The 15,741-nt window shown below is 76.0% G+C and carries 11 protein-coding genes; 2 read left to right on the top strand and 9 right to left on the bottom strand.

All coding sequences use genetic code 11. The annotated features are described in order from the left end of the window. Positions 1-24 precede the first annotated feature (24 nt). The gene (locus AB0G08_RS19350) at positions 25-1,425 is read left to right on the top strand and encodes a GH1 family beta-glucosidase (protein ID WP_358089702.1); all 1,401 of its coding nucleotides are present in this window, start codon (positions 25-27) and stop codon (positions 1,423-1,425) included. A gap of 78 nt (positions 1,426-1,503) precedes the next feature. Here AB0G08_RS19350 and AB0G08_RS19345 read toward each other — a convergent pair whose 3' ends face one another. Then, a complete protein-coding gene (locus AB0G08_RS19345) occupies positions 1,504-1,794 on the bottom strand; it encodes a hypothetical protein (protein ID WP_358089578.1) in 291 nt (96 codons plus the stop codon). Then, positions 1,791-2,111 carry a hypothetical protein gene (locus AB0G08_RS19340; RefSeq protein ID WP_358089576.1) on the bottom strand — a complete coding sequence of 107 codons (321 nt, stop codon included), beginning with the start codon at positions 2,109-2,111 and terminating at the stop codon, positions 1,791-1,793. Before AB0G08_RS19340 ends, AB0G08_RS19345 begins: the two co-directional genes overlap by 4 nt. Positions 2,112-2,233: 122 nt before the next feature. On the opposite strand from AB0G08_RS19340, the gene AB0G08_RS19335 reads away from it, so the two are divergent. Then, entirely contained in the window at positions 2,234-3,163 is a 930-nt protein-coding gene (locus AB0G08_RS19335) for a diacylglycerol kinase family protein (RefSeq protein WP_358089573.1), read from the top strand. A gap of 13 nt (positions 3,164-3,176) precedes the next feature. Here AB0G08_RS19335 and AB0G08_RS19330 read toward each other — a convergent pair whose 3' ends face one another. The 7 genes from AB0G08_RS19330 to AB0G08_RS19300 all read right to left on the bottom strand — a co-directional run. Then, on the bottom strand, positions 3,177-4,352 hold the full coding sequence (locus AB0G08_RS19330; RefSeq protein WP_358089571.1) for a PLP-dependent aspartate aminotransferase family protein: 1,176 nt from the start codon (positions 4,350-4,352) through the stop codon (positions 3,177-3,179). A gap of 116 nt (positions 4,353-4,468) precedes the next feature. Then, positions 4,469-5,314, bottom strand: coding sequence for a carbon-nitrogen hydrolase family protein (locus AB0G08_RS19325; RefSeq protein WP_358089568.1), 846 nt, complete (start codon positions 5,312-5,314; stop codon positions 4,469-4,471). Beyond that, complete coding sequence (locus AB0G08_RS19320; RefSeq protein WP_358089565.1) at positions 5,311-5,640, bottom strand: AzlD domain-containing protein; 330 nt, start codon at positions 5,638-5,640, stop codon at positions 5,311-5,313. Before AB0G08_RS19320 ends, AB0G08_RS19325 begins: the two co-directional genes overlap by 4 nt. Before the next feature lie 5 nt (positions 5,641-5,645). Further along, positions 5,646-6,524 (bottom strand): AzlC family ABC transporter permease, encoded by an 879-nt coding sequence (locus tag AB0G08_RS19315; RefSeq protein WP_358089562.1) that lies wholly within the window; start codon positions 6,522-6,524, stop codon positions 5,646-5,648. Continuing rightward, positions 6,517-11,490: an amino acid adenylation domain-containing protein gene (locus AB0G08_RS19310; RefSeq protein WP_358089559.1), complete on the bottom strand. Its 4,974-nt coding sequence runs from the start codon at positions 11,488-11,490 to the stop codon at positions 6,517-6,519. Before AB0G08_RS19310 ends, AB0G08_RS19315 begins: the two co-directional genes overlap by 8 nt. 12 nt (positions 11,491-11,502) lie before the next feature. Beyond that, the gene (locus AB0G08_RS19305) at positions 11,503-13,278 is read right to left on the bottom strand and encodes a condensation domain-containing protein (RefSeq protein WP_358089556.1); all 1,776 of its coding nucleotides are present in this window, start codon (positions 13,276-13,278) and stop codon (positions 11,503-11,505) included. Further along, positions 13,278-15,741 (bottom strand): amino acid adenylation domain-containing protein (locus AB0G08_RS19300; RefSeq protein ID WP_358089553.1); only part of this gene is annotated, 2,464 nt, incomplete at its 5' end. The genes AB0G08_RS19305 and AB0G08_RS19300, both read right to left, overlap by 1 nt.

Genomic DNA, 15,741 nt, shown 5'->3' with positions numbered 1-15,741 from the left:
GCCGTGACGGCCGCACACGAGGCCATGTCGGCCGCACATCCGAAGGAGAGCCCACCCGTGCCGGACCTGTCCACGCTGCCGCCCAACTTCCTCTGGGGGGTCGCCACCGCCGCGTACCAGATCGAGGGGGCCGTCCGCGCCGACGGCCGCGCGCCGTCCATCTGGGACACCTTCTGCGACGTGCCGGGCGCCGTCGACAACGGCGACACCGGCGCGGTGGCCTGCGACCACTACCACCGGTGGCCACAGGACGTGGCGCTCATGCGGCGGCTCGGGGTGGACGCGTACCGGTTCTCGGTGGCCTGGCCCCGGGTGCGGCCCGACGGCGTCGGCCGGGTCAACCCCAGGGGCCTGGACTTCTACGACCGGCTGGTCGACGCCCTGCTGGCGGCGGGGATCCGACCGTTCGTGACGCTCTACCACTGGGACCTGCCGCAGGCGTTGCAGGACCGGGGCGGCTGGCCGGAGCGGGACACCGCCGAGGCGTTCGCCGACTACGCCGCCGTCGTGGCGGCCCGCCTCGGCGACCGGGTCGCCGACTGGACCACCGTCAACGAGCCGCTCTGCGTGTCCTGGATCGGGCACCTGGAGGGCCGGATGGCCCCCGGCGAGCGGGACCTGGCCCGGGCGGTGCGCGCCTCGCACCACGTCCTGCTCGGGCACGGGCTGGCCACCCGGGCGATCCGGGCCGCCGCCACCCGGCCCGCCTCCGTCGGGATCGTGCTCAACCCCAGCCCCTGCGAGCCGGCGAGCGACCGGCCCGAGGACGTGACCGCCGCCCGGCGGATGGACGGCCACGTCAACCGGTGGTGGCTCGACCCGCTGCACGGGCGCGGCTACCCGGCCGACATGGTCGCCACGTACGGCGTCGAGCCGCCCGTGCGGGGCGACGACCTGGCCGTCGTCGCCACGCCCACCGACTACCTCGGCCTGAACTACTACTTCCGGCAGGTGGTGGCCGACGACCCGGCGGGGCCGCCGCCGTACGCCCGGCAGGTGCCGGTGCCGGGCGCGGTCTGCACCGCGATGGGCTGGGAGGCGTACCCGGCCGGGCTGGAGGAGCTGCTGGTCGCGGTGACCGAGGAGTACGCCCCGGCGCGGCTGCTCGTCACGGAGAGCGGCTCGGCGTGGCCGGACGAGGTCACCGCCGACGGCGCCGTCGAGGACCGGGAGCGGACCGAGCACCTGGAGCGGCACCTGGCGGCGTGCGCGGCGGCGGTCGACCGGGGCGTGCCGCTGGCCGGCTACTTCGTCTGGTCGCTGCTGGACAACTTCGAGTGGGCGTACGGGTACGACAAGCGCTTCGGCCTGGTGCACGTCGACTACCCCACCCAGCGCCGGACGCTCAAGGCGAGCGGCCTGCGCTACGCCGACCTGATCCGCGCGCACCGGCGCCGCACCGGGCGGCTGACGCCGGCCCGGTGAGCCGGAGACGGATCGCCGGGCTTGGACTGGGCCCCGGGGGCGACGCCCGGGGCTCCGTCCGTCACGCGCCGGACGAGGTCAGCAGAACCAGCCGTCCTGCACCCACCCGCGCCGGTTGACGTGCCCGTAGGCGAAGCCGTAGACGTAGCCGCCGCTGCGCGGCCCCTCGACGAGGAAGGTCTGGCCGCGGTAGAGCGTGCCCATCCACGCGCCGTTCGGGTCGGTGCGGACGAAGAGATCCTGGGCGCACACCGTCTCCCGTTGCCCGATCGTCCCGTTCGCGGCGTGCCCGGGCGTCGCAGTGAGCGCCAGCACGGCGCAGCCGGCCGCCAGCGCCGCGCCGAGCCGGCGCACGGCTCCCCCGCTCACCACGAGTCGTAGCCTCCGATGCACTCGATCCGCACGTAGCCCCAGTCGTTGGGCCCGAAGTCGAAGGTGGCGGCCCAGCCGTTGTAGACGGGATGCGCGCCGGGCGTGTGGCCGATCCTGTTGCCGTACTCCAGCGTGCGCTTGAACCCGTGCGGGCCGCTCGCCGAGTCGTAGTTGGCGTAGAAGCTGGCGCTCTGGCAGACGACCACGGCGTGCCGCGGCACGACCGGGCCGGCCTGCGCGCCGGTGGCGCCCAGCGCCACCAGGGCCCCTCCCGCCGTCAGGACGCCGACCGCGCGGATGACCTGTGTTCGCATCAGCACCTCCAGGATGGGAACGCTCCTCCCCGACACCCTAACGATTGCGTCGATGAGCTTCTATGCCTGCGAATGCTCCCGACGGCGCGCCGGCGGCCCGGATGCCGATAGGGTCGGGGCCCATGCGGACGAAGCAGGAACTGGGCGCGGCCATCCGGCGGGACCGGCGGGCCGTCCTCGTCGTCAACGCCCGGTCCCGCCGGGGCCGCCACCTGCACGAGCAGGCCCGGGCGCGGCTGGCGGCGGCCGGCTTCCGACTGCTCGGCGACTTCCCCGTCGACCAGCCCGGGCAGCTCGAACGCGCCCTCGCCGCGGCCGTCGACCTCGGGCCGGACCTGCTGGTGGCCGGCGGCGGGGACGGCACCCTCAGCGCCGCCGCGCGGCTGCTCGCCCACCGCGACATGGCGCTCGGCCTGCTGCCGCTGGGCACCACCAACAACTTCGCCCGCACCGTCGGCGTGCCGCTGGAACTCGATCGGGCCGTCGACGTGCTGGCCGACGGCACGGTGATCGACGTCGACCTCGGCCTGGCCGGCGGGATGCGCTTCACCAACCACGTCGGCGTCGGCCTCTCCGCCGACATCATGCTGCGCACGCCGCCGCGTCTGAAGCGGGTCACCGGCCGGCTGGCGTACCCGCTCACCGCCCTGGCCCTGCTGGCCCGGCACCGCCCGCTGCGCGTCACCGTCCGCGCCGGCGACGCCCGGCACGAGTTCGTCACCCACCAGGTGTACGTCGCCAACGGCGGCTTCCACGCCGGCCGCCCGATCGCCGCCGACGCCGACGCCGACGACCGGCTGCTGGTCGCGTACCCGGTCGGCGGCGCGAACCGCCGCGGGCTGGTGCGGGACACCGCCCGCAACGCGGCGACCGGGCACCGGCGCTCCGTCGGCGACGAGCCGTTCCTCGCCGTCGGGGAACTGTGGCTGGAGACGGACCGGCCGGCGCGCGTCGAGGTCGACGGCGAGCTGTGCGGCCGTACGCCGATCCGGATCGGCCTCGACGCCAACGCGCTGCGCGTGATGGCGCCGGCCGGGAGCCCGGACCGCTGAGCGACGCGGCGCGCTACCCGGCGCGGTCCGCCGCGTCGAGGGCCGCCAGGAAGTCGGCGACCAGGTCCTCGGTGTCCTCGATGCCGGTGGAGACCCGGACGAGGCCCTCGCCGATGCCGGTGGCGGCCAACTGCTCGGCGTCCACGATCCCGGCCCACATCGAGCGCGGGTGCACCACGAGGGTGCTGACGCTGCCCAGGCTGGCCGCCCGCTTGGCGAGGCGGAGGCCGTCCAGCAGCCCGGCCGCCGCCCGCCCGTCGCGCAGCTCGACGCTGAGCACCCCGCCGAAGCCGGTCATCTGCCGGCCGGCCAGCTCGTGCTGGGGGTGCGTCGGCAGCCCCGGGTAGCGGACCCGTCGCACGGCCGGGTGGCCCTCGACCGCCCGGGCCAGGGCCAGCGCGTTGGCGTTGTGCCGGTCCACCCGCAGCGACAGGGTCCGGATGCCCCGCAGCAGCAGCCAGGCGTCGATCGGGCCGAGGGTGCTGCCGGTGACGATGGCGGTCTGCCAGACCCGGTCGACCAGGTCGGCGGAGCCGACGATCACCCCGGCCGAGACGTCGGAGTGCCCGCCGAGGTACTTCGTCCCGCTGTGCCACACCAGGTCGGCGCCGAAGTCGGCCGGCCGCTGGTTGACCGGGGTCGCGAAGGTGTTGTCGACCGCGACCAGCGCGTCGTTGGCGTGCGCCAGCTCGACGACGGCGGCCAGGTCGGTCAGTTCGAGCAGGGGGTTGCTCGGGGTCTCCACCAGGACCAGCCGGGTCTGCGGGCGCAGCGCCCGGGCGAAGGCTTCGGTGTCGGTCTGGTCCACCTGGGTGAAGGCCACCCCGAACCGGGCCAGCAGGCCGGTGACCAGGGACGTCGTGCCGCCGTACGTGCTGCGCTGCACGATGACGTGGTCCCCGGCGGAGAGCAGGGCCAGGGCGATCGTGCTGATCGCGCCCATCCCGGAGGCGGTGACCATGCCCGCCTCGGCGCCCTCCAGCTCGGCGACCACGGCGGCGACCTGCGCGTGGTTCGGGTTGCCGTAGCGGGTGTAGAAGGCGTGGCCGCGGGTCTCGGTGGCGATGGCGGTGAACTGCTCGTCGGACTCGGCGCTGAAGGTGGCGCTCTGCACGATCGGCGGCGACACCGCCCCGCCCGGGCTCAACCCGTCGTCGCCGTGGACAGCGATCGTGCCGGTGCCGGTCACAGGTTCTCCTCACGTGGTGGGCTGCCCCGCCGGGGCGGCGGGTCGGACAGGTGGGGGCGTCACCCGGGCGCCCGGCGACGGGTCGTCCGGCGTGGACGGTCCCGGCGGACGGGCGGTCACCCGGCCCGGACTGGCACCGCCGTCGGGGGCGGCACGGGCGCGGCCCGGTCGGCGAGCATCCGCAGCGCGTCGCGGTGCCGGCGCAGGACGGCGTCGTCCAGGTCGGCGACGGCGAGCCCGGGGCCCGTGCCGGCGTCGGCGAGGACCCGCCCGTCGGGAGCGTACACGGCGCTGCGACCGGCGAACTCCCAGCCGCCGTGCGATCCCGCGAAGTTGGCGAACAGCACGTAGCAGGTGTTCTCCAGGGCGCGGGCCGGGAAGTACACGCCGCGTCGGTGGTCGGAGTCCCCCGTCGTGAACGCCCCCGGGCAGAGGTAGGCGTCGGCGCCGGCGAGGGCCAGCGCGCGGGGATGTTCGGGGAAGCTCGCGTCGTAGCAGATCCCCAGGCCGAGCCGCCAGCCGCGCACCTCGACCAGGGTGTCGGCGTGGCCCGGCACGAACAGCTCCCGCTCGTGGCCGTCGAGGTGGCGCTTGTCGTAGCCGGCGGCGAGCCGGCCGTCCGCGCCGACCACCAGGGCGCCGATCGCCCAGCCGTCGGCGCGCCGCCGGCAGCCGCCGACCACCGCCACCACCCGGTGGGTGCGGCAGGCCTCGGCGACGACGTCGAGCGGGCGACCGCCCGGCTCGACGGCGCACCGGGCGATGTCGTCGCGCAGCAGGCCGACGTCGTAGCCGCAGAGCGACAGCTCGGGGAAGACGACCAGGTGCACGCCGCGGGCCGCCGCCTCGGCGATGCTCTCCGCCGCGGTCCGCGCGTTGCCGGCCAGGTCGCCGGGGACGGCGGTGACCTGGCCGGCCGCGACCCGCAGCGGGGCGCGGTCGACGGGACGCGCGGCCGTCACCCGGCCCCCAGCCACCAGCGCAGGCCGAAGAAGACCACCAGCCCCACCGTCCAGACGATCATGAAACGCTCGACGAAGAGGCCGGTCACCAACGTGACCAGGCCGGCCACCAGGTACGGCACGGTGACGACGGTGATCTCGATCCGGTTGTCCACCGGTGCGATCACCGACGGGACGGCGATGGCCGCCAGCAGCGCCGGCGGGAGGTAGCCGAGGAAGACCTTGACGTCGTCGGGAAGCACGCGGTCGCGGAAGACCAGCAGCGGCAGGTACCGGGGCGCGAAGGTGGCGAGCCCCATCCCGAGGATGAGCAGCAGCATGGACATTCCCGTCACCTTCCGTCCGTGTCACGGGCCGTCTCGACGGCCCGGCGTTCCCCGGCCGCCGCCCCGGCGGTACGCGGTTGCGGCGTTCGCGGTTCCCGCCCCGGCTCGCCCGGCTCCGCCGACGTCTCCCCCGGCTCGCCCGACTCCGCCGGTTCCTCCGCCGGCTTCGGCGGGAACCACCGCCGCTGGACCACCTCGCAGGCCATGCCGACGAACGCGCCGCCGAACGCCGCCACGATCAGGCCGAGGTTGTAGGGCAGCCCGAGCAGGAGCAGGGCCAGCGCCCCGGCGGAGACGGCCGTCGTCCAGACCTTCCAGCCGACCAGCGCCGAGGCGAGCACGACCAGGAAGACCGCGGTCATCGGGAAGTCCAGACCGGAGCGCAGCCGCTCCGGCAGCAGGTGACCGGCGATCATGCCGACCACGGTGGCGATCGCCCAGTTGACGTACATGACGGCGGAGGCGCCGAAGTAGAACATGCTCTTGCGCCGGGCCGGCTCGTCGCCCTTGATCCGGTCGAAGGCCACGAAGAACACCGCGTCGATCAGGCCGAAGCCCAGCAGCAGCCGCCACCGCTGCGGCAGCTCGCGCACGTGCGGCGCGAGCAGCGTGGAGTAGATCAGCATCCGCAGGCTGAGGATCAGCGTGGTCAGGACGATGACCGGCCACGCCGCGCCCTCCGAGATCAGCTTGAAGCCGATGAACTGGGCGGTCCCGGAGTTGACCACCATGGCCAGGCCGAACGTCTCCAGGTAGGACAACCCGGCGGCCAGGCCGAGGGTGCCGCCGATCACGCCCAGCGGAAAGGCGGAGAGCAGGAACGGCACCATCGAGCGGGCTCCGGCGACGAACTCGCCCCGCGCGGTCGGCGTACGGTCAGACATGATCCTCCCCAGGACGGCGGGCGGACGGTACGGCGGAGGCCGCCGGCGGCGCGCCCGTTCCCGTCGCGCCGACGATAGCGGCCACGTCGGCCGCGCGGGTACGGCAGAAGTAGTGCCCGCCCCCGTCGATCTCCCTCAGCTCCACGTCGGCGGCGATCCGTCGCCACGCCTCGTGTGCCGCGCCCGGCCCGGCCGTCAGCGGGTCGTCGGCGGCCACCACCACGGTGACCGGCACCGACAGGGGCTCCCCCACCCGCTCCCGCAGGTAGCGGTGGGAGCCGACGGCGTCGTGCCGGAAGGCGGCGACCAGCGCGTCGACGTGCCCGGCGTCCAGGCCGTCCAGCTCGGTGAAGCCGGTCTGGTCCACCAGCCAGCCCACCACGTCCGCCGACGCCATCCCGGTGACCTCCGCGATGCTGGCGTCGATCTCCTCCGGCCCGCGCAGCAGCTTGCCGCCGAGGAACAGCCGCTCGGGTGGCCGGCCCGCGGCGGCGAGCAGCCGGGTGACCTCGATCGCCGCCGCCGCGCCGACGCAGTGCCCCCACACCAGCACCGGCCGGCCGCCCAGCTCCCCGATCTCGGCGGCCACCCGGCGGGCCAGCTCCGGCAGGTCCAGCAGCGGCTCGGGCCGGCTCACGTCGTGCCCGGGCAGCGCCACGGCGTGCACCGCGATCCGGTGCGGGGCCAGCGCCTCGGCCAGCGGCCGGAAGGCGAGCGGGCTGCCCGCCGCGTACGGGAAGCAGACCAGCACCCGGTCGTACGCGGCGTCCGGCGGGGACAGCGGTTGCAGCAGCCGGTCCTCCGGCGGGGCGTCCGCCTCGACGACCCGGGCCAGCGGGCCGAGCGTGGAGGTGGTCATCAGCTGCCGCAGCGTGACCAGGGGCCGCAGCGCGGCGATCACCCGCATCGCGGCGAGCGAGTTGCCGCCCAGGTCGAAGAAGTTGTCCTCCTCGGCGATCCCGGCCACCGGCACGTCGAGCGCCCGCGCCCACGCCTCGGCGATCCGCCGGGCGACGGGCGTGCCCGGCGCGGTCCGCCCCGCCGGCGCCTCCGGCCGGCGCGGCGCCGGGTCGGCCCGGTCGAAGCGGCGCCGGGCCGGCGTGACCCGGGGCTCGGGCAGGCCGGGCCGCAGCCCGTCGTGGGCGCGCTCCGGGTCGGTCGACAGCTCCGCCAGCACCCGCCGGTAGACCTCCCCGATCCCCGCCGCCTGCTCCGGCGTGAAGGCCGCCGAGTGGTAGTGCAGGCTCAGCCGGACCCGGTCGGTGAAGAAGTCCCGCATGAACTCGGCCCGCAGCGCGAACTCCGTCTCCGTGCTGACCTGCACGTCGAGCAGGTCGAAGCCGGGCAGCTCGCGCAGCTGCTTGAGCAGGTAGAAGTGGGTGTAGTTGAAGACGGTCTCGAACAGCAGGTCGGTGGTGCCGGCGTCCGCCTTCATCTGCGCCATCGGGTAGCGCCGGTGCGGCAGCAGGTCCGCCTCCGCGCGGTACACCGCCCGGACCAGGTCGGCCCAGGAGCCGTCGCCGAGGTCCACCCGCATCGGTACGGTGTTGAGGAACAGCCCCAGGGCCCCGGTGGCGCCCTCCGCCTCGGGCCGCCCGCTCTGCTCGTACCCGGTGACCACCTCCGTGTCCCCGGCGAGCGCGCCCACCACCTTGACGTGCGCGGCCAGCAGCACGGTCTTCAGCGGCACCGCCAACCGGTCGGCCGCGCGCAGCAGCCGCTCGGAGAGCGCCTCGTCGATATCCACCTCGTGGAAGACCACCGGCCGCTCGGCCGGGACGGCCGGCGGCTCCCACCGGGGCAGCTCGGTCACGCCGCCCGCGGCGAGCACGCCGCGCCAGAAGTCGCGGTCCGCCGCCGACTCCAGCGCCCGGCGTTCCAGCCCGATGTAGTCGCGGAAGTGGTTCTCGGCCGGCGCCTCGTCCGGCCGGTCCCCGGCCAGCAGCCGGTAGTAGGTGTCGAAGAGCTGGGTGTGCAGCAGGGTGATGCTCCAGCCGTCCAACGCCGAGTTGTGCTGGCTGACGCTGTACCGGTAGAGCTCGTCGCCGAGGACGTGCACGTGGATGCGGACCAGGCCCGGCTCCTGCCAGCGGAACCGGTACGACTGCTCGCGCGCGTGCCAGTCGGCGTACCAGCGCTCCTGCTCGGCCGGGTCGCGGTCGCGCAGGTCCACCACCCACAGCGGGCTCGGCGCGTCGGCGTGCACGAGTTGCAGGTACTCGGCGAAGCCGGTCAAGTGGTAGCTGGTCCGGAAGATCGGGTGGCGCGCGACGAGGATCCGCACCGCCTCGGTGAACGTCGCCTCGTCGAACGGCGCGTTGATCAGGAAGCTGATGATGTCGTGGTACTGGGCGGCGCCCCGGGACAGCTCGTTCTCGTAGATCAACCCCGCCTGGAGCTGCCCGAGCGGGTACGCGTCGACCACCCCGGCGGGCAGCAGGGCCCGGTCCGCCCCGTCGAGCAGGGCGAACGGCGGGTGCGTCACCGCCCGCTGGGTGTCGGGCGGGCCGGCCGCGAGCAGCGCCGCGATCGTCGGGTGGCGGAACATCTGCTGGAAGGTGAGGTCGACCCCGGCGGCGTGCGCCCGGGCCAGCACGGTGACGAAGTGGATCGAGTTGCCGCCGATGGCGAAGAAGTTGTCCTCCACGCCGACCCGGTCGAGACCCAGCACGTCGGCCCAGATGTCGGCGAGGATCCGCTCCGGCCCGCTGCGCGGCGCGACGTACGGCCGCTGCGGCGCGGCCGGCTCGGGCAGCGCCCGCCGGTCCAGCTTGCCGCTGCCCGACAGCGGGAACTCCGCCAGCTCGACCACCCGGGCGGGCACCAGGTAGCTCGGCAGCAGGGCGCCCAGGTGGGCGGTGAGCGCCGCCTCGCCCACCGGCTCGTCGGCGACGACGTAGCCGATCAGGTTGCCGTCGCGGGCCACCACCACGGCGTCCTTGACGCCCGGGTGCCCGCGCAGCGCCTCCTCCACCTCGCCCAGCTCGACGCGGTAGCCGCGCACCTTTACCTGGTGGTCGAGGCGGCCGAGGTAGTCGACCGTGCCGTCGGGCAGCAGCCGGGCCAGGTCGCCGGTGCGGTACACCCGCTCCTCGCCCACCTCCGGCGCGGCGACGAAGCGGTCCCGGGTCAGCTCCGGCCGGTTCAGGTAGCCCCGGGCGAGCTGCACCCCGGCGATGCACAACTCCCCCGGCACCCCCACCGGCTGGGGGCGCAGCCGCTCGTCGAGCACGTACAGGCGGGTGTTGTCCACCGGCCGGCCGATCGGCACCCGCTCCCCGCCGGGCCGGCAGCGGTGGTGCGAGACGTCGACGGTGGCCTCGGTGGGCCCGTAGAGGTTGACCAGCGTCGCGGCGGGCAGCAGCTCCGCGAGCCGGTCCACCTGCCAGGGGCCCAGCGCCTCGCCGCTGGCGAAGACCTGCCGCAGGCTCGCCAGCCGGTCGGTGTCGGCGGTGCCGAGGTAGTCGAGGAAGGCGCCCAGCATCGACGGCACGAAGTGCAGGGTGGTGACGGCGTGCGCCTCGACGGCCGCGATGATGGCCTCCGGGTCGCGCTCCGCGCCGGGCGCGAGCAGGCAGACGGAGGCGCCCTCGCGGGCCCACCAGAACAGCTCCCACACCGACACGTCGAAGGTGGTGGGGGTCTTGTGCAGGATCACGTCGGCGGGGCCGATCGGGTACAACCGCTGCATCCAGGCCAGCCGGTTGGCCAGCGACCGGTGCTCGATCATCGCGCCCTTCGGGGCGCCGGTCGAGCCGGAGGTGTAGATGACGTACGCGAGGTCCCGCCCGTCGCGCGGCGCGCCGGGGCCGGGCGACGCGGCGGCGGGAACCGGGCCGGCGGCCGGCAGCGGGAGCACCGGCACGCCGTCGGGGACCCGCGCCGGGTCGGCGGCGAGCACCACGGCGGCCCCGCTGTCGTCGAGCAGGTAGGCGACGCGCGCCGCCGGGTAGCCGGGGTCGACCGGCAGGTAGGCGCCGCCGGCCCGCAGGGTGGCCAGGATCGCCACCAACTGCTCGCGGGAGCGGTCGGCGAGCACGGCGACGACCGACTCCGCGCCCACCCCGGCGCCGCGCAGCCGCTCGGCGTACGCGGCCACCCGGGCCTCCAGTTCCGCGTACGTCCAGCTGCCGTCGGCGGTGCGGACGGCGACGGCGTCCGGCCGGGCGACGGCCCACCGGGCGACCCACTCGTCCGGCCGGCCGGCCGGCTCCTCCTCGACGGCGGTGTCGTTGAGGCCCCGGAGCACGTCCCGGTCTGCGTCTGTCAGCAGGCTCAGGCCCGCCACCGGCGCGTCCGGTTCCGCCAGCGCCCGGCCCAGCAGCAGCGCCAGGTGGGCGCCGATCCGCTCGGCCGTGGCGCCGTCGTAGCGGCGGGCGTCGTGGTGGACCGTCACCTCGGCGGCGCCGAGAGCGAAGAACACCCCCACCCCGGCGCCGTCCGGGACGGCGCCCCCCACCGCCACGTCGACGAGCGGGTGCGGGCCGGGACCGCCGGCCGCCGCCAGTTCCTCGGCGAGCAGCTCGACCGGATAGTCGGCGTGGCGGGCCGCCTCGGGCACCGCCGTGCGCAGCTGCCCGACCAGGTCGCGGTAGCTGGTCTCCGCCGCGCAGCGCACCCGCAGCGGCAGCATGCCGGCCAGCTGCCCCGCCTCGCCGGGACGACCGACCAGCATGTCGTCGGCGCCGGTGTAGCGGCGCAGCAGGGCGGCGACCGCGGCGGTCACCAGCACCTGGCGGGCGTCCTCGCCGCCCCGGCCGGCCCGGGCGAGCCGGTCGACCAGCGCCTCGCCCAGCGGCACGGTGACGGCCGCCGGCTCGGGCGGGGCGCCGGGCGCCGGGGTGCGGTCGGCGGGGAAGCCGACCGGGTCGGCGCCGGAGCCGAGCACGGCACGCCAGTGGCGGGCGTGCTCCGGGCGGCGCGCCGCGGCGATCTTGAGCTGGCCCCGCGTCATCAGCGACTGCATGATCTCTCCGGCTCACAACTCGATGTCGATGGTGGAGGGCGCCCCGGCGGCGACCGGGCGTGCCCCGGTCAGCTCGCCGACGGGCACCCCGGGGTCGGCCAGGACGGTGTCGGCGATCTCCAGCCAGAGGTCGGCGAAGGCCCGCACCGTCGCGGGCAGGAACAGCCCGGCGTCGTACGCCCAGTGCACGCGCAGCGAATCGGCGCGCTCGTAGACCTGCATGTCCAGGTCGAACATGGCCTGGCCGGTGGGCGCGACGGCCAACTCGACCCGCCGCCCCAGGAAGTCGGCGGTGGCCACCTCGGCGTGCTGCATCGCGAACAGCGTGTCGAAGAGCGGATGCCGGTCCTGGTCACGGACCGGCAGCACCTCGGCGACCAGCGTGTCGAACGGGTAGTCCTGGTGCGCGAAGGCGTCGACCACGTCGTGCGCCACCTCGGTGAGCAGCTCCCGGAAGGTGGCCTCCGGTCGCACCCGGTGCCGCAGGCAGACCGTGTTGACCAGCATCCCCATGGTCGCGTCCAGGCCCGGGGCGCCGCGACCGGCGACCGGGGTGCCCACCGTGACGTCGGTCCCGCCGGTCGCCGAGGCGAGGAAGGTCGCGTAGACGGCGAGCAGGACCTGGAACAGGGTCACCCCCTCGCGCCGGGCCAGCGCCCGCAGCGCGGCGGTCCGCTCCGCCCCGACGTCGAACTCGACGGTGCCGGCGCGCGCCGTCGCCGGCCGGCCGGTCAGCCGCGCCGCGTCGGTGGGCAGCCGCAGGGGCGCCGGCGGCTCGGCGAAGCGCCCCCGCCAGTAGTCGCCCCCGGGCGGTTCCCCGGTCGTGGCCCACACGGCGTAGTCGGCGTACTGGGCGGGGACCGGGGGTGGTTCGCCGCCACGGTAGACGGTGTCGACCTCGCGCAGCAGCAACGCCAGGGAGAGGCCGTCGGTGACGATGTGGTGCAGGTCCAGCGCCAGCACCGGGCCGTCGCCGGTGCGCCGCAGGCCGGCCCGCAGCAGCGGCGGGGCGGCCAGGTCGAACGGCTCGACCGGGAGCGTCCCGGTGCCCCCGGTCTCCGGCAGGTCGAACGCGACGGCCGGCAGCACCCGCTGCACCGGCCGGCCCGCCTCGGTGCCGAAGGCGGTCCGGAGGATGTCGTGCCGGGCGATGACGGCGCGGAACGCGTCCGCCAGCCGGTCACGGTCGACGTCCGCCGGCAGCGGCACCAGCAGCGGCAGGTTGTAGGTGACCGAGGCGGGGTCGCGGGATTGGGCGAGGAAGACCCGGCGCTGCTGCGGGGAGAGCGGGTAGGCGTCCGCCACCTCGGCGCGGGGCAGCGGCACGGCCGCCCGGGCCCGCCCGATCTCCTCGGCGAGACCGGCCACCGTGGGGTTGCGCAGCACCGCGGCGAGGGAGACGCCCACCCCGAGGGCCCGCTGCGCCTCGACGGCCAGCCCCGTCGCGGCGAGCGAGTCGCCGCCGACGGCGTAGAAGTCGTCGAGCACGCCCAGCTTCGGCAGGCCGAGCAGGCGTTCGGCGATGCGCACCAGGACGCGCTCGGTGTCGTCGCGCGGCGGCAGGTACGCCCCGAACCGGTCGTCCGGCTCGACCAGGTCGGCGGGGTCGAGGGAGTCGACCTGCACGATGTGCCGGGGCAGGTCGGCGTCGGGCAGCTCCCGGGCGAGCAGGCCCCGCAGGTGCAGCGGGTCGAGGTAGTCGTCGGCCACCACGTACGCGCAGCTGCCCTTGACGGCCACCTCGCGCACCTGGGGCCAGAGGCGGGTCAGCGTGTCGACGTCGGCCATCACCGCTCCGATCCGCCCGCGCCGACCAGGGCGCGGACCGTGGGGTGCACGTACAGGTGGCGGGGGGTGAACTCGCCGAGGCCCTGCGCGCGCAGCTCACGCAGCAGCCGCAGGGCGAGCAGGGAGTTGCCGCCGAGGTCGAAGAAGTTGTCCTCCGGCCCCACCTCGGCGCCGAGCACCCGCTCCCAGACCACCCGGATCCGCTCGGCGCGGCTGGCTCCGGCCCCGGCGTCGGCGGGTTCCCGGGCGGCGGGCAGGGACCGGGCGGCCGGCGCGGGCAGCCGGGCCGCGTCGAGCTTGCCGTTGGCGGTGAGCGGCAGCGCGGGCAGCGGCGTCACCGTGGCCGGCACCATGTAGTCGGGCAGGATCCTGGCCGCCCGGCGGCGCAGGTCGGCGGTCGAGTCGGCCCCGTCGGCGAGCACCACGTACGCGTGCAGCCGGGCGTCGGCGGCGTCCGCGCCGGTGTCCACGGTGACCGCCACGGCCAGCACGTCCGGGTCGTCGAGCAGCACCTGGCGGATCTCGTCCAGCTCGATCCGGTAGCCACGGATCTTGACCTGGTCGTCGAGCCGGCCCAGGTGCTCCAACCGCCCGTCCGGCAGCAGCCGGCCCCGGTCGCCGCTGCGGTACATCCGCCCGCCCCGCCAGGGGTCGGGCAGGAAGCGCTGGGCGGTGAGCTCGTCGCGGTGCAGGTAGCCGTCGGCCACCCCGGCGCCGCCGACGTGGATCTCCCCGGCGGCCCCGGGCGGCAGCAGCCGCCCCGCCGGGTCGAGCACGTGGACGTACCAGCCGGGCAGCGGGCGCCCCACGGAGCGGGTGCCGGCCAGGGCCAGGCCCCGGTCGATGGTCTGCGCGGTGACGTGCACGGTGGTCTCGGTGATCCCGAACATGTTGACCATCCGGCAGGCGCGCTCCGGGTACCGGTCGAACCAGCCGGTCAGCATGCCGGCGTCCAGCGGCTCGCCGCCGAACACCACCAGGCGCAGCCCCAGCCGGCGCACGGCCCGCCGGTCGGCGTCGACGAGCTGCGCGAACGCCGACGGGGTCTGGTTGAGCACGGTCACCCGCTCCGCGCGCAGCAGGGCGTGGAACTCGGCCGGGTCGCGGACCACCAGGTGCGGGACGACGACCAGGTGCCCGCCGGTGAGCAGGCAGCCCCAGATCTCCCAGACCGAGAAGTCGAACGCGCTGGAGTGGAACATCGTCCAGGTGTCCGTCGGGCCGAGCCCGAAGTCGTCCCGGGTCGCGGCGAGCAGGGCCAGCACGTTGCGGTGCGGGACCTGGACCCCCTTCGGCCGGCCGGTGGAGCCGGACGTGTAGATGACGTACGCGGGGTCGTCCGGGCCGACCGTCGCCGCCCCGGCGCCCAGCGCGTCGTCGTCGGCGACGTCGGCGAGCAACTCGTCGAGCTCCACGCCGTCGGCGCCCACGAGCAGGGTCACCCGGGAGTCCTCGACGGTGTAGCGGATGCGCTCCGCCGGGTAGGTGGGGTCGATCGGGACGTAGGCGGCGCCGGACCTGAGCACCCCGAGCAGGGTCGCCACCAGGTCCACCGAGCGCTCCAGGCAGACGCCGACCCGCGTGCCCGGCCCGCAGCCGCGCGCCCGCAGGGCCGCCGCGATCCGCCCGGCGCGGGCGTCGAGCTGGCCGTACGTGAGCCGGTCGGCGCCGTAGGACACCGCCGGGGCGTCCGGGGTGGCCCGCGCCCACCCGGCCACCCGGTCGTGGATGCCGCCGGTCGGCTCGGGCAGGTCGACGGCCGCCCCGCCGAGCGCCACCACCCGGTCCCGCTCGGCGTCGTCGAACAGGTCGCAGTCGGCCAGGGCCCGGTCGCCGTCGGCGAGGAGCTGGGCGAGGACGCGGGTGACGTACCGGGCCACCGCGGCCACCACCTCGGCGGACCACACGCCGGTGCGGAAGTCGCAGGTGACGGTGGTCCCGCGCAGCGTCAGGGTGAGCGGCCACGGCGGCGCCAGGCTGGGCAGGTAGGTGTCGGCGGGGCCGTCGCCGGTCAGCACGCCGGCCGCGGCCTCCGGCGGCCCGGCGTCGGGTGCCCGCCCGGGGGTGGACCCCGGCGCCGGGTCGGCGGGCCGGGCCGCGAGGTCACGCAGCGTGCCGTCCACCGCCACCGGCACGACCGCCGGCCCCTCGTCGAGGAGCGTGCCCACCCGCACCCGGCGCACGCCGCCGAAGTGGGCCAGCACCGCGCCGACCGCGCCGGTCAGCGCCAGCCGGTCGGTCCCGGCGGGCACGGCGAAGGCGTACGACGCCCTCCGGTCGGCGCGGGGGTTCCCGCCCCGCCAGGCGGTGTCCCCCTCGTGCTCCGCGTCGTCCCCGGCCGGCTCCGCTCCGCCACCGGGCGAACGGTTCCCGCCGTCGGGGTCGGCGGTCGGCTCCGCCCCGGCCGGCGGCGCGCCCCCGGCCGCCTCGACCGCCAGCTCGCCCAGCGCGCGGCCGGTGAGC

This window comes from Micromonospora sp. NPDC023644 (assembly GCF_040640115.1).
In the GTDB taxonomy this organism is placed as follows: Bacteria; Actinomycetota; Actinomycetes; order Mycobacteriales; family Micromonosporaceae; genus Micromonospora.
The sequence above is the reverse complement of the archived record's forward strand: the minus strand, read 5'-3'. Positions and strand labels throughout refer to the sequence as shown.

Excerpts from the sequence above, each read along its gene's own strand:
- AB0G08_RS19340 (WP_358089576.1), bottom strand. The coding sequence starts at position 2,111 with ATGCGAACACAGGTCATCCGCGCGGTCGGCGTCCTGACGGCGGGAGGG.
- AB0G08_RS19320 (WP_358089565.1), bottom strand. The coding sequence starts at position 5,640 with ATGTCCATGCTGCTGCTCATCCTCGGGATGGGGCTCGCCACCTTCGCG.
- AB0G08_RS19335 (WP_358089573.1), top strand. The coding sequence starts at position 2,234 with ATGCGGACGAAGCAGGAACTGGGCGCGGCCATCCGGCGGGACCGGCGG.
- AB0G08_RS19305 (WP_358089556.1), bottom strand. The coding sequence starts at position 13,278 with ATGGCCGACGTCGACACGCTGACCCGCCTCTGGCCCCAGGTGCGCGAG.
- AB0G08_RS19310 (WP_358089559.1), bottom strand. The coding sequence starts at position 11,490 with ATGCAGTCGCTGATGACGCGGGGCCAGCTCAAGATCGCCGCGGCGCGC.
- AB0G08_RS19315 (WP_358089562.1), bottom strand. The coding sequence starts at position 6,524 with ATGTCTGACCGTACGCCGACCGCGCGGGGCGAGTTCGTCGCCGGAGCC.
- AB0G08_RS19350 (WP_358089702.1), top strand. The coding sequence starts at position 25 with ATGTCGGCCGCACATCCGAAGGAGAGCCCACCCGTGCCGGACCTGTCC.